This is a genomic window from Pectobacterium betavasculorum (assembly GCF_000749845.1).
Taxonomy (GTDB): domain Bacteria; phylum Pseudomonadota; class Gammaproteobacteria; order Enterobacterales; family Enterobacteriaceae; genus Pectobacterium; species Pectobacterium betavasculorum.
Genome location: NZ_JQHM01000002.1, coordinates 310,033 through 324,227 on the forward strand (window position 1 = coordinate 310,033; position 14,195 = coordinate 324,227).

Here is a 14,195-nt window from a genome sequence, read left to right on the forward strand (position 1 = left end):
AAACAAAATAGCAGACTGCAATCGGGAAAGGCACGTGATGATGTAGAAGAAATGGAGATAAGTTAGTAAAAATAAGACTAAATTTCAGCCTTACATTATTACGCTGGAGCCCTCTCACAAAACCGCACACTGCCGCTGAACCTAATCTGAAAAAACGCTAAAATTTGCGCAGAGAAAAAAACGTGCGCGCCGTAACCTATCTGCACGTCACGTATTGCACCGCCTGTAGATCACAGCTATTTTTAACGCATGGTTCACCCACCCGAAAGCGAAATAAATGACTGATAAAATAAAAAATATCGCCACCTGCGAATTGCCTGCAAGCGTCCAATTCCCCCACTACGATCGCCAGGCACTGAAGCCACGCATCGTCCATATCGGTTTTGGCGCTTTTCATCGCGCCCACCAGGCGCTGCTCACCGATCGTGTGCTGAATATGGTGGGAGGAGACTGGGGAATCTGTGAAATCGTGCTATTCAGCGACGACACGATGATTAATGCACTGCGTCAGCAGGATCATCTATTTACCGTGCTGGAAAAAGCCGCAACGGGCAATCAGCCAATTGTGGTTGGTGCCGTGTGCGAATCGTTACATGCCAAAATAGAAGGCATTGGCGCCATTATTGAGAAACTCGCCGCATCAGAAACCGCCATCGTTTCCCTGACGATTACCGAAAAAGGCTACTGCATGGACGGTACGAGCGGCAAGTTAGATCGTAACAATAAACTGATTCAACAGGATCTCATCGATCCCCATCACCCCGCTTCGGTGCCGGGGCTGCTCGCGGAAGCGCTGCGTTTGCGTCACGAGCGAGGGCTCGCCCCGTTCACCGTACTCTCCTGTGATAACGTGCCGGAAAATGGCAAGACGGCCAAAGCTGCCGTGTTGGAGTCGGCAGGAATCAACGATCAGAATCTGATCGATTGGATCAACGCTAATGTTTCCTTCCCCAACACAATGGTGGATCGCATTGTCCCTGCGGCAACACCTGAAGCGTTGCAGGAAATTGCGGATCATCTTGGCGTTGGCGATCCCTGTGCGATAGCCTGTGAGCCTTTTATTCAATGGGTGATCGAAGATCATTTCACTGCCGGACGTCCAGAGTGGGAAAAGGCAGGCGTACAGCTGGTGCATGATGTTCTGCCGTTTGAAGAAATGAAACTGCGGATGCTAAACGGAAGCCACTCATTTTTAGCCTATTTGGGCTATCTCGCCGGTTATGATCACGTCAGCGATTGTATGAATGACGAGAACTATCGCCGGGCCGTGTCCCACCTGATGCTGCTGGAGCAGGCACCGACGCTCAGCGTGGTAGATATCGACCTGAAAGACTATGCCGTTCAGCTAATTACCCGATTTTCCAATCCTGCACTCAAGCATCGAACCTGGCAGATCGCTATGGACGGTTCACAGAAGCTGCCTCAGCGCATGCTGGAATCTCTACGTTGGCATCTGCGTAATGGAGGAGACTATCGCGTTTTGGCTTTGGGGATCGCTGGCTGGATGCGTTACGTCAGCGGAAAAGATGATACGGGCAACCCTATCGAAATCCGCGATCCGCTAGCGGAGAAGCTCGGACATATCGTTGCAGAGACGTCAGATAGCGCTGAACGGGTCAGTGCGTTTCTCAATATTCGTTCTATTTTTGGCGAGGATCTGCCTGCAAATCACGATGTATTCAACGCCATCGCACAGGCTTACCTGAAGCTGCGCGATCACGGCGCAAAGAACACCGTGGCCGCACTGGTACAAAACTTTAAATAACGATAAATCCAAGCAGCGCAAGATATACCGCACTTTGGACACCCAGCGCCAGAGTGCGGCTTTTACCTTTTGTTTCATCCAGCCACGGTAGCGATGACCAACTCATTCCCCCACCGATAACCGCAATCACCAACATCGCTGCGGCAACCAGCCAGACAAGCTTATCCAGCAGCGAATTGGGAAACAGGATTTGCAGTGCGGAAACGACAAGAAACAGCGTAACGCAGCGTAAGACCCCGACCAGAATACCCGCGCGATCTCTCAACCCACGCGGCGCGGAAGAAGGCAACCAAGCCTGAAAAGCAAACAACCCAACCACAGCAATAAAAATCACATAGATAATGGCGTAGACCAGCAAATGACTCACGTTACGGCTCCTGATAAGGGAATACGATAAAGTAAACTGGGCGGGATGATGACGACATTTCCTCCCTGAGGTCAATGCGTTATTTCACACCATGCTATCGATTTGTGGAATAGCGCCCAGTATCATCTCGCCGCCAATCTGCACGCGAATCGCTTTGTTGTAGGAAACCTACAAACTTTGTAAATTAAGAACATAAAACCAAATCCAGAAAATTATAAAAATCAAATTAAAATATCTTATTTCATGATCTACCTGACAGATCGCTATTAAAAGCACTCAAAAGCGTGATCGTCAGTTTACTTTCTTTTCAATAGAGCAAATTATAAAGAAATTATAGTTCAAATGAAATGAAATATTGTTTCATATTTGTAATTAGGCTGATCATGAATAAACCAATCTCTTTTAAACATACGTTCTGCTACGGCAGCGCGAACCTACTCGGCAGTGGCGCGCTTGCTATCAGCGGCGCATGGCTGATGTACTTTTACACCACATTTTGTGGTTTAACATTGGTTCAGGCTGCTGCTATTTTCTCCGTCGCCAGCATCATTGATGCTATCAGTAACCCCATCATGGGGTACATCAGCGATAACTTTTACAACACTCGAATTGGTCGCCGATTTGGTCGCCGTCGCTTCTTTATTCTACTGGGTGCTCCACTGGTTCTGGTCTACCCTATGCTATGGGTTGAAGGCTTTGGCTTTTGGTATTACCTGGCGACGTACGTGCTGTTCGAGCTGATTTATACCTCGATCATGGTGCCGTATGAGACGCTGGCTACCGAAATGACCTCCGACTTTAAACTGCGCTCTAAGTTGACAGGTTCTAAAGCCATTTTCGGTAAAATCGCCAATTTCCTGGCGGCATTCATTCCGGGGCAGTTTATTGCCATCTACGGTAAAGACTCTGCAACACCATTCTTCTACACCGGTCTGGTTTACGGTGCCATTATGTGTGCAGCAATGATTGCACTGTATATGACATCCTGGGAGCGTCCGGTAAATGAAATCGTACGTGAAAGTACGTCCAGCCTGTGGCAAGCCATGAAAAAGCTGAGCGTGGATATGGCCTCCACCTTCCGCCTGCGTATTTTCCGCAAGCATCTGGGGATGTATCTGTTTGGCTTCGGCGCAGAGTGGCTTTTCGCTTCCGCATTTACCTACTTCATCGTCTTTGGCCTGAAACAAAACACGGCGCTGGTGTCACACCTCAACAGTTTCAGCTCAGTCATGCAGCTTATTTCTACTGCGGCCTTCATCGGTATTTGCATCAAAATGGGCTTTGCACGGCCGTTCCGTCTGGCACTGATGGTGGTGATTGTGAGCGTAATCGCCTACGCCGCGCTCTATTTTGCGAACTGGTCAGAAGACATGACTATCTTCGTTCTGTTTGCCATTACCGCTGTATTTGGCCTGAGCACTGGTGGTATTTACTACATTCCCTGGACGGTTTACACCTTCCTGGCCGATGTGGATGAAGTTCTGACTGGACGTCGCCGTGAAGGTATTTACGCGGGTGCAATGACGTTTGCTGGCAAGATGGTACGTTCCGTCATTGTCTTCGCGATGGGCTGGACGCTGAGCCAATTCGGCTTTGTCTCCGGACACTCGGTACAGCCAGAATCTGCCGTACAGGCGATTGTTGGCGTGTTCTCACTGGGCGTTATCGCTCTTGCACTGGTTGCGATTTACTACACAACGCAGATGAAGCTGGATCGTAAGAATCATGCCATTCTGCTGGAAGAAATTGCACGAATCAAAGCGGGCGGCACCATTGCCGACGTACCCGCTCATGCGCGTGCCGTCGCAGAAGAGCTGACAGGCTGGGAATATGAGAAGTGCTGGGGCAACAACCCGTTAGGTGTTCAACCAGAAGATGCTAAACCGCAGGTTGTTACGGTACAGCATTAATCGAAGGTCATCGTTTACTAAAGACCATCGCTTATTGAAAACAAAGTATTCTTTAAAAAAACCAGCCCAATCTCGCAGTGGGCTGATTCATTTAGAGCTTCGTTTTTTGATTAACAGAGCGAGTATACAGCACACCAGAAATCAGACACAGCGTATAGCCGAACAGTTCAGCTCCTTCCTCCGCAACGTTTTTCACGGTTCTGATATACCCACCGTCCATCAGCGTTCCCCACAGCAGGGTCATTCCAAATAGGCGAGAGAAGACCAAAACGGCCAGTAACCCACACACCATATAGCTGTAGCTAGCGTGCTGGAGAAAATGCGCCAGCCCGGCAAACGTACTATTTATTGAAGATGTCGCGTAGCCAATGCAGACCACCGCACACAATATGGCAAAATATAACCAACTGCCATGTGCAATATTATCCAGAAAGAAATCCATTTCTCTAATCAACAAGCAGAAAAAAAACCCGGCGATAAGCAGATAGCCCCCCCGACGCGCACGCCATTTTATCGCGATGCGCAAGAACAGCAGCCCGGTCAATAATAAGAACGCCTCCTGAGAAAACTCAGTAATGGAAATCTCCCCCACGGCGTTATTCAGCACCACTACATCAATAAATAGCGCAAGCAACACGAAGCCGACAATCACCGCTAACGCTAAGGCAAACCCCACACGACGAGCAACAACCGCAACATCTTTACTCATTCTTCATTAATCCGCACGACAATAGTAATGCTGCTAAACATATCATTTCGGAAAGGATGAGATTGAGCCGTTGGTGCGCCGTTGTAGTGTTCTATATGACAATGGCAAGATATGGCAGGCGATCGCGTCAATCACCTGCCGAAATACAGGATTAAATCAGTGACGCCTCTTTCAATTCACTTTTCAGGTAGGCGTAGTATATCGGCGCCGCAATCACACCGGACAAGCCAAATGCCGCTTCAAACACCAGCATAGCCAACAGAATTTCCCATGCATGCGCTTTTATCCTCGTTCCGACGATTTGTGCATTCAAGAAGTATTCAAGCTTATGAATCAGCATCAAATACACCAGCGCAACCAGCGCGATCGGCAGTGAAAGAGATAAACCAGACAGGAAAACGATGGAGTTGGAAATCAGGTTACCGATGACCGGTAGCAAACCAAATACAAAAGTGAGCACCACCAGCGTTTTGGCAAACGGCAGGTGAATCCCGCACAGCGGCAGAGCGCCAAGAATAAAAATAGCGGACAGCACCGTATTAACCACAGAGATTTTCACCTGAGCGAAAACAATGTTACGGAACGATACCGACAGCAGCGAAACCCGGCGTAGCAACTCCGCTTTTAGTAGCGGTTTTTCCGTGTCATGATCGACGTTATAAAGCGAGACAATCGCCCCAAGCACCATACCGATTAGCATTGTCACAAATCCATGCAGGAAACTTTTCCCCATATTCTGCAACATCACAATGTGTGCCTGAACCCACTGCAACAACTCATGCTGAAGCTCTTCAATACTGACCGGCAGATAGCCCGGTAAGTAGTGGATAATCTGCTGCTGGATGTCATTGAGGATGTAGCCAATGCGTACATTGAACGCGGCAGTATCCTTCATTTCTTGCATCAACAATCCGACCAGGCTGCCGAACAATAGGCTCAACAGGCTGACTACCAGCGTGCTGATTACCGCAACCACAATCCAGCGGGCGCGTTTACCGCTAATGACCCGTTGAAAATAGGGGGTCAGCAAATTCACAATTTCATACACCAAAAAACCGGCAATGAAGCAGGCCAGCAGGCGTAGAGGCAGCAATATAAACAGGCCACCCATAATAAAGAAAAAGCTCAACAGGCGAGCTTGTTTCAGGTTCAGTAACTGCATGATGACATCCCGTATGAAGAGGCAACGCTGAGAATACCCTTTGTGGAGTATGCTACGCCTTTTTCGGTATCAACAGATTGATATATATGCCCCAGATTTGTGTTTAGTCTGCAAGTGACAACCAACCAGCTAACAATTGGGGCATATTTTTGGTGTTTTATCGGCGAAATGCCAGCAGTGTTTTAGCTCGGGCGGATATCCACCCACCAGGAAAAACGTCTGCTCACCTTCACTGGCAGTGTCCGTGCAATGGCGTCAAGCAGGCGATCGGTTTCATGCAGCGGAAAAACGCCCGAAATTGGTAAATTTGTCACCGCAGAATCGACATGAAAGTACCCCTTATGGTAGCGGGAAACTTCATTGATAAGCTGTCCTAACGGCATGCTATCCGCGACCAGTAGTCCCTTGCGCCAGCTCTGGCGGAAATTATCAACGGGCGCAGGCTCGCTGCACCTGTCGTAGGTAAAGATAACCTGTTGCCCGGCAGTCACGCGCTGTGCGGCGGGTACTGCCGTTTGTAGTAAAACTTCACCGCTAAAAACAGAAAGGACGCTGTGGGCAGAAGTGTAGCGCAGCGCCAGTTGGCAGGAAGGCGCAGCAGCGAGATCGCCATGGGGAGTCGTCAACCGGGCAGCATGCGCCGTTTGGTTGTCCAGCATCAACTCACCCTTGATCAATTGAAACGTCAGCGGCTGAGACAGCGCGGGGTTACCCTGCTGATTCAATGCTGAATCCGTATTCAGCCAGACAGTCATCCCCGTTTCGATGCTGAGCTCACGCGTTTCTCCGGTTCCGGTGCGGTAATCGGCTGCATAACTTTCCCACGGCAGACTAAAACCTACGCCTCCGGTAAGGCTGGCAATAACCAACAATTTGAGCATGCGTCGACGTTCTGCACCCCGTCTGCTCAGCACCGAAGAGGCTAATTGGCTGTCTACCGCATGGAAACGGGCATGAATCTGTTCAACCTGCTGCCAGGCAAGCCGATGGGTTTCATCTTCATGTAACCATCGCTGCCATGTCTGACGATCGTTTTCGGAACAGTCTTCGTCATACAGCGTCGCATACCACCCAGCGACGTTTTATAGCCCACTTTGCCAAAGGGCGTGCCGTGTAATGTACCGTACGGCAGCTTGAAGCCGTTGGTCGTGTCCGAGTTCGTATCCATGTAGCTGGCTAACACAGTCAGTTCCGTGTCTTCTCCGAGGAACGTGATGCTCGGAGCCAGATAAAGTCGCTTGCTCTTCGAGAAGTCCATCTCACCCGAGGTACCGCGCGCCAGCGCGACAACGCGATATAGCACCGAGCCATCATCATTTAACGGACCCGCACTGTCGACGGCCAGATGGCGATAGTCGTTAGAGCCGTATTCCAGCTCCACTTTTCCCTGCGGCAAACGCGTCGGTCGTTTGGTAATGACATTAACCAGGCCGCCTGGCGGATTTTGTCCGTACAGAACAGAGGCTGGGCCCTTCAGAACCTCGATACGTTCGACGCCAAATGGCTCAATCTGCTGACCATAGAATCCATCTTCATTCAGCGTAGCCAGGCCATTCTGGAATCGAGATTGATCGCTAAAACCACGGATGGTTACCCACTCGGCTTTATTATCCGGCCCGTATGGCGTAGCCAGAATACCGCTGCTATAGCGCAGCGCCTGATCGATTTTTTGCGCCCCACGCTCTTCGATCTGTTTTTCTGTCACAACCGCAACCGAACGCGGCGTTTCTGAAACGGGTACATCCAACTTCATCGCGGTATTCGGTGGAGCGGTGACAACAATCCGATCGTTTTTAGCAACCGCAGGCGCTGAAACGGGTACTGGCTCACTCGCCGTGCGCTGAACTAGCGTCACGCTACCATCGGCACTGTACTGTGCATTTAGGCCGCTATTACTGAGAATTTGCTGGAAACCCTGATCAACGCTGTAGTTCCCCTGCAACCCAGCACCGCGTTTACCCGCCGCTAATGCTGGATCGTAAGAAAGTAGTACGCCAGCCTGTTGGGCAAATTGATTGAGTACCTGATTGAGTGGGCCAGGCGACACCGCATATTGTTGGACAGACACCGCAGATGCAGCATAGACCGCCGCCATTGGCAGCATTGAGGCAAAGGATGCCCCAAGTACCCCGGCACGTAAAATACGCGCCAACAGGTGGGTACGAAATTTAACCATGATTTATCCCCTATCGCATAAGAAACGCTTGTTTTCAGAAGTTATGCCAACTGAGAAAGTAAAAAGGGGAACCAGAAATCGAAAAAATAATTGAAATAATGCGCTGTAAATCAGAATTATTACGGAAAGTGCGTTGTCGATAGGGATAAATCGACGTGTAGAAATACCATTACCGGTAAAAAACTGACGTCGGCTTTTATCAAAAAGTGCTATATCCAGATAAACACCGTGTTAGCTTAGCTTCACTAATAATTAGACGAGAGTCTAATTATTCATTAGCCGTTCTTTAGGATTCAATGCGCTAAAAATAAAGAAAATTTTCAGAGCTTATTATCAATGATTAATAAAACGTGTTAACTAAAAGGAATAATCCACAAAAAGACAGCAGGAAAAGGGAATAGGCGAGGGGTAAGGCAGGTTGGTATCGAAACGTTTCGTTGTTTATTTAAAAAAGAGCATATTACATACAATAAAATAGTTAACTCTATATTTTTATTAATTTTTCACACCACGCTGGTTAATAAAAAACGTCTTTTATTCTCCATTCACGAAAAGGCGGTGTTGCTTCATCGTTCTACTGGCCGTCAGCGGATAGCAGAGAATAACCAACGTAGTCGACTGCTATTGAGAAAACGATGCTAAACTAAATCAGCCATAGCAACGTCATTAATAACAGCAATTTTCCCTTTGTCGTTATTTTCCACTGAAAAACTCACATCCCTACTCTTTCGGCCAGATAATCTACGATTATTCAAGCTTATGACGCCAAATTTGTCGAAGGCTCAACCGCATCCTGATTTAGGATCAACAGAGAAAGCACTCGGTTTTCAACGTTCAGCTTAGAAAAAGACAGCGTACTCAACTGCTTTTTGGTAAAACCATCAGACAGTAAATCCGACACCACGCGCGTACTCAACACGTTGGAATTCGTCATAAAGTCGTGATAGGCAAACTTCACGTTGATAGGTAATACATCATCAATTGAGACGGGCGAATTCATTTCAGCGCGCAATCCAAAATGGGCGTTGAAAGCAGAATTCGCGCAGACGACCTTATATTTTTCGTCAATCACCGCCACAGCACGCCGATCGTTCTGAACTGGTTGAGAAAGCATGCCTAAAATCTCATTCCGGCCAAATATCAGACTCATTGTTTCCTCTGCATCATGCTATGTAAAAAGGTATCTCACAGCGCACCATGACCCTCGGCGCACTATTGATAAGCAATCAACCTACCGGAATTTAAAAGGTTTCCGGGCTAATAGTGTTCTCCCCCTTCCCCCTGAAAATCACCTAATAAGATTAGTGAATTTCGCTAACCGGAACCTGTTACACGTTCTCGGGGTACTGGGGATCAAACATCTGTCGCCTTACTCAGCGCCAGTGATGTTGGGTGTATCTACGTTATTTTTTGGAAACCGGATATTTCTGAATAAGACCACAAAAACAACACTTCATTTTTCTTTTTATCAGCAGCTTGCCACGGCATCTTTACTCTTTTAAGAAAGCCCGCATCTGCGCTGCGAAACCCGCCTGGAGTGTATATTATTCACACTTATCTGCCTGTTGATAATCAGATAAATCTATTTCATTAATAGCCTACATATAATTAACAACCAGAACAAAAACTCAACACTCATACCACGGTTAAATGTGCTAAATAGCTGGCCTACGTAGGAATATACTCTGAACAGGATTTTTACTATCGGCTGAATAAGCGGGATCTTTATGCCTTTTGATCGTAAAGGGCGATCAAAAACTTAATAACGATAGATATAAACTATTGAAAACAATGAATTGATCGTTAATGGCATTAAAACAGCATAGATAATTCTGCTGACTTTCATATTGTGACATATATCACATCCCACATTTCGGCTACCACGAAAAAACAGCCTATTTTCTGAACCAAAAGACTATCTTTTAAGTAACGCCTCATTGCTTTTCCTGCATTGCGTGATCAATCGCGCAAAAAAGAAACAAAGATAACGGGTTAACTACAATTAACCATTATTTGACATAGCATTAACATGTTTAAGGAGAAGCGCTATGACACAACATAATAAACACGCCATTCCCGCCGCTATTGCGGCAAATGCACTGATAAATGCCCAGCAATACGAAAATATGTATCGACTGTCCGTTAACGATCCTGCCGCCTTTTGGGGTGAACAGGGAAAGATCGTCGATTGGATCAAACCCTATGAAACGATCAAAAACACCTCATTCGACCCTGGCCATATCCGTATTCGCTGGTTTGAAGACGGTACATTAAATGTGGCAGCAAATTGCCTGGATCGCCATCTGGCCGAGCGTGGCGATCAAACCGCCATCATCTGGGAAGGAGATGACGCGACTGAAAGTAAAAAAGTCACCTACCGTGAACTACACCAGTCCGTGTGCCGCTTCGCCAATGTGTTGAAGTCACAAGGTGTCAAGAAAGGCGATGTCGTTGCCATTTATATGCCGATGGTGCCGGAAGCAGCCATAGCAATGCTGGCCTGTGCCAGAATCGGGGCTATTCACTCGGTGATCTTCGGCGGCTTCTCTCCCGAAGCCATTTCCGGGCGTATCATCGACTCCAGCGCCAAACTGGTTATCACCGCCGATGAAGGCATCCGTGCCGGACGTGTGATTCCGCTAAAGAAGAATATTGATGAAGCGTTAAAAAACCCGAGCGTCACGACAATTTCCCGCGTTATCGTTTTCCGTCGTACGGGCAAGATTAGTGAATGGCAAGATGGGCGCGATCTGTGGTGGCACGATCTGATTGAAAAAGCAGACGATCGCTGTCCGCCAGAAGAAATGAACGCGGAAGATCCGTTATTTATCCTTTATACCTCGGGTTCAACCGGCAAACCCAAAGGCGTATTGCATACCACCGGCGGCTATCTGGTTTATGCCGCACTAACCTTCAAGTATGTCTTCGACTACCATCCCGGCGATATCTACTGGTGTACGGCGGACGTTGGCTGGGTTACGGGACATAGCTACCTGCTTTATGGCCCGCTGGCATGCGGCGCGATTACATTAATGTTCGAAGGTGTACCAACCTGGCCGGACGCGAGCCGCATGGCACAAGTGGTCGACAAGCATAAGGTCAACATCCTCTATACCGCTCCTACGGCGATCCGCGCGCTGATGGCTGAAGGTGATAAAGCGATCGAGGGTACATCGCGTGAATCGCTCAGGATCATGGGTTCCGTTGGCGAACCGATCAACCCGGAAGCCTGGGAGTGGTATTTCAACAAAATCGGCAATGGCAAATGCCCAATTGTCGATACCTGGTGGCAAACGGAAACGGGCGGCTTCATGATCACCCCGCTCCCCGGCGCAATCGAAGCGAAAGCTGGCTCTGCGACACGTCCATTTTTTGGGGTACAACCTGCGTTAGTCGACAATCTCGGCAACCCACAGGAAGGCATCAGTGAAGGCAATCTGGTGATTGTGGATTCCTGGCCAGGTCAGGCAAGAACGCTGTTTGGCGATCACGATCGCTTTGAGCAAACCTACTTCTCCACCTTTAAAGGCATGTACTTCAGCGGCGACGGCGCGCGCCGTGACGAGGATGGCTATTACTGGATCACAGGTCGTGTTGACGACGTACTGAATGTTTCTGGACACCGTCTGGGAACGGCGGAAATCGAGTCTGCGCTCGTCGCACATCCTAAGATTGCGGAAGCGGCCGTGGTAGGTATCCCGCATCATATGAAAGGGCAGGCCATTTACGCTTATATCACACTGAACCACGGCGAAGAACCGTCCAGTGAACTGTATACGGAAGTCCGCAACTGGGTACGTAAGGAAATCGGCCCCATTGCCACGCCAGACATCCTGCACTGGACGGACTCCTTACCGAAAACGCGCTCCGGCAAAATCATGCGTCGTATTTTGCGTAAGATCGCTGCCGGTGACACCAGCAATCTGGGGGACACCTCAACGCTGGCCGATCCTGGCGTCGTCGAAAAATTGCTCGAAGAAAAGCAGGCCATGGGTACCGCTTCTCAATAACCATTAGCCACCGTTCTCTTCATTCCCGTAAGCCACGGTGTGATTTGCGGGAATGCGGCTGGCGATAAATCAGGCGGTCACGTCTCGGCAATACTCAACCTTACCGATTACTGGAGACTTACGATGAATGATGACATTTATCAACGGATTGAAAGTAACCCTTTATTCAGAGAACTGGTCAACAAACGGCAGCGTTTTGCCGCTTTTCTTTCGGTGATCATGCTGGTGCTTTACGTCGGTTTTATTCTGCTGATCGCCTTTGCGCCAGGCTGGCTGGGAACACCGATCGCTCCCAATTCCAGCATTACCCGCGGAATTCCGATTGGCGTAGGATTAATTGCGATTTCCTTCATTCTAACAGGCGTCTATGTGTATCGCGCTAACGGTGAATTTGATCGTCTGACCAAGCAGTTACTGAATGAGGTAAAGCAATGAAAATACGCTTTATGATGCTGTTCGGACTGTTGACACTGCCAGTACTGGCGTGGGCGGCGGATGCACTGACAGGGGATGTTCAGCGCCAGCCGTTGAATATTCAGGCCATTGTGATGTTTCTGCTATTCGTCGGCGGTACATTGTATATCACCTACTGGGCATCGAAGAAAACGCGTTCGCGCAGCGACTACTATACGGCTGGCGGAAATATCACAGGTTTCCAGAACGGGCTGGCGATAGCGGGTGACTACATGTCCGCCGCGTCCTTCCTCGGTATTTCTGCGCTGGTCTATACCTCCGGTTACGACGGCCTGATTTACTCACTCGGCTTTTTGGTCGGCTGGCCAATTATCCTGTTTCTGATCGCAGAGCGGCTACGTAACCTCGGGCGTTATACCTTCGCTGACGTCGCCTCCTATCGTCTACAACAACGTCCTATCCGTAGCCTGTCCGCCTGCGGCTCTCTGGTAGTCGTGGCCTTATACCTCATCGCGCAGATGGTGGGGGCGGGAAAACTCATCGAACTGCTGTTTGGCCTTAACTACCATGTGGCCGTGGTGCTGGTCGGCATTCTGATGGTGATGTACGTGATGTTTGGCGGCATGCTCGCCACCACATGGGTACAGATTATCAAAGCCGTTCTGCTATTATTCGGCGCCACCTTCATGGCCGTTATGGTAATGAAATCCGTAGGATTCAGTTTTGATGCGCTGTTCAAACAGGCGATGGCGGTTCACCCGAAAGGCGCAGCGATCATGAGCCCCGGTGGACTCGTTTCTGACCCGATATCTGCGCTGTCTCTGGGACTGGGGCTAATGTTCGGTACGGCTGGTTTGCCGCACATTCTGATGCGTTTTTTCACCGTCAGCGATGCCAAAGAAGCCCGAAAAAGCGTGTTCTACGCCACTGGGTTCATGGGCTATTTCTACTTCCTGACCTTCATCATTGGCTTCGGCGCTATTCTGTTGGTGAGTGCCAATCCGGCGTTTAAGGACGCGACGGGCGCACTCATCGGTGGGAATAATATGGCGGCAGTGCATCTGGCTGATGCGGTCGGCGGCAACTTCTTCCTCGGCTTTATCTCCGCCGTGGCCTTTGCCACTATTCTGGCCGTTGTTGCGGGCCTGACGCTGGCGGGTGCGTCTGCCGTATCCCACGATCTCTACTCTAATGTGATCAAGAAAGGGAAAGCGACAGAACGCGATGAGCTAAAAGTCTCGAAAATCACCGTATTGGTGCTGGGTGTCGTCGCTATTTCGCTCGGTATCCTGTTTGAGAACCAGAATATCGCCTTCATGGTTGGGTTGGCGTTCTCTATCGCCGCAAGTTGTAACTTCCCCATCATTATCATCTCCATGTACTGGTCGAAGCTGACGACACGTGGAGCCATGATTGGTGGTTGGGCGGGGCCGCTGACGGCTGTCATTCTGATGGTGCTGGGGCCGACGATCTGGGTGAAAATCCTCGGTCACGCCACGCCGATTTATCCTTACGATTATCCAGCGCTATTCTCTATGCTGGTGGCGTTTATCGGTATCTGGTTCTTCTCCATCACCGATCGCTCCGAATCCGGGCAGCAGGAACGCGCACGCTTCCATGCTCAGTTTGTCCGTTCACAAACCGGCGTCGGCGCTTCAAAAGGCAGTTCCCACTAATCTCTG

At 49.2% G+C, this 14,195-nt stretch carries 10 protein-coding genes and 2 pseudogenes; 5 read left to right on the forward strand and 7 right to left on the reverse strand.

Annotation, left to right across the window (positions count from 1 at the left end; genetic code table 11):
• The first annotated feature begins 277 nt into the window (after positions 1–277).
• Positions 278–1,765: a mannitol dehydrogenase family protein gene (locus KP22_RS08940; RefSeq protein ID WP_039303538.1), complete on the forward strand. Its 1,488-nt coding sequence runs from the start codon at positions 278–280 to the stop codon at positions 1,763–1,765.
• Here KP22_RS08940 and KP22_RS08945 read toward each other — a convergent pair.
• Complete coding sequence (locus KP22_RS08945; RefSeq protein WP_039303535.1) at positions 1,758–2,132, reverse strand: hypothetical protein; 375 nt, start codon at positions 2,130–2,132, stop codon at positions 1,758–1,760. The two genes, KP22_RS08940 and KP22_RS08945, sit on opposite strands and share 8 nt — an antisense overlap.
• A 383-nt stretch (positions 2,133–2,515) precedes the next feature.
• Between KP22_RS08945 and KP22_RS08950 the strand changes: the two genes are divergently transcribed.
• On the forward strand, positions 2,516–4,042 hold the full coding sequence (locus KP22_RS08950; RefSeq protein ID WP_039303532.1) for an MFS transporter: 1,527 nt from the start codon (positions 2,516–2,518) through the stop codon (positions 4,040–4,042).
• 91 nt (positions 4,043–4,133) lie between these two features.
• On the opposite strand, the gene KP22_RS08955 is transcribed toward KP22_RS08950, so the two are convergent.
• From KP22_RS08955 to KP22_RS08970, 6 genes and pseudogenes are all read right to left on the reverse strand, one after another.
• A complete protein-coding gene (locus KP22_RS08955; protein ID WP_039323810.1) occupies positions 4,134–4,751 on the reverse strand; it encodes a hypothetical protein in 618 nt (205 codons plus the stop codon).
• A gap of 151 nt (positions 4,752–4,902) precedes the next feature.
• Positions 4,903–5,913, reverse strand: a complete 1,011-nt coding sequence (locus KP22_RS08960) for an AI-2E family transporter (protein ID WP_039303526.1) — start codon at positions 5,911–5,913, stop codon at positions 4,903–4,905.
• A 182-nt stretch (positions 5,914–6,095) separates the two neighbouring features.
• A complete protein-coding gene (locus KP22_RS08965) occupies positions 6,096–6,794 on the reverse strand; it encodes a FecR family protein (protein ID WP_244880023.1) in 699 nt (232 codons plus the stop codon).
• Positions 6,795–6,926: 132 nt separating this feature from the next.
• Positions 6,927–6,971 (reverse strand): annotated as a pseudogene (locus KP22_RS23010) (hypothetical protein); the annotation flags it as partial.
• Positions 6,972–7,354: 383 nt separating this feature from the next.
• Positions 7,355–8,089, reverse strand: a pseudogene (locus KP22_RS23015) (STN domain-containing protein); the annotation flags it as partial.
• A 757-nt stretch (positions 8,090–8,846) separates the two neighbouring features.
• Complete coding sequence (locus KP22_RS08970) at positions 8,847–9,239, reverse strand: hypothetical protein (RefSeq protein WP_039303512.1); 393 nt, start codon at positions 9,237–9,239, stop codon at positions 8,847–8,849.
• A gap of 898 nt (positions 9,240–10,137) precedes the next feature.
• Between KP22_RS08970 and acs the strand changes: the two genes are divergently transcribed.
• The 3 genes from acs (at position 10,138) to actP (ending at position 14,189) form a co-directional block, all read left to right on the forward strand.
• Entirely contained in the window at positions 10,138–12,099 is a 1,962-nt protein-coding gene (gene acs, locus KP22_RS08975; protein WP_039303509.1) for an acetate--CoA ligase, read from the forward strand.
• Between the two features lie 123 nt (positions 12,100–12,222).
• Entirely contained in the window at positions 12,223–12,534 is a 312-nt protein-coding gene (locus KP22_RS08980) for a DUF485 domain-containing protein (RefSeq protein ID WP_039323813.1), read from the forward strand.
• Entirely contained in the window at positions 12,531–14,189 is a 1,659-nt protein-coding gene (gene actP, locus KP22_RS08985; RefSeq protein ID WP_039323817.1) for a cation/acetate symporter ActP, read from the forward strand. Before KP22_RS08980 ends, actP begins: the two co-directional genes overlap by 4 nt.
• Positions 14,190–14,195: the final 6 nt, after the last annotated feature.

Coding starts and splice junctions, on each gene's coding strand:
- KP22_RS08940 (WP_039303538.1), top strand. CDS start 278: ATGACTGATAAAATAAAAAATATCGCCACCTGCGAATTGCCTGCAAGC.
- KP22_RS08980 (WP_039323813.1), top strand. CDS start 12,223: ATGAATGATGACATTTATCAACGGATTGAAAGTAACCCTTTATTCAGA.
- KP22_RS08970 (WP_039303512.1), bottom strand. CDS start 9,239: ATGAGTCTGATATTTGGCCGGAATGAGATTTTAGGCATGCTTTCTCAA.
- actP (WP_039323817.1), top strand. CDS start 12,531: ATGAAAATACGCTTTATGATGCTGTTCGGACTGTTGACACTGCCAGTA.
- acs (WP_039303509.1), top strand. CDS start 10,138: ATGACACAACATAATAAACACGCCATTCCCGCCGCTATTGCGGCAAAT.
- KP22_RS08960 (WP_039303526.1), bottom strand. CDS start 5,913: ATGCAGTTACTGAACCTGAAACAAGCTCGCCTGTTGAGCTTTTTCTTT.
- KP22_RS08965 (WP_244880023.1), bottom strand. CDS start 6,794: ATGCTCAAATTGTTGGTTATTGCCAGCCTTACCGGAGGCGTAGGTTTT.
- KP22_RS08950 (WP_039303532.1), top strand. CDS start 2,516: ATGAATAAACCAATCTCTTTTAAACATACGTTCTGCTACGGCAGCGCG.
- KP22_RS08955 (WP_039323810.1), bottom strand. CDS start 4,751: ATGAGTAAAGATGTTGCGGTTGTTGCTCGTCGTGTGGGGTTTGCCTTA.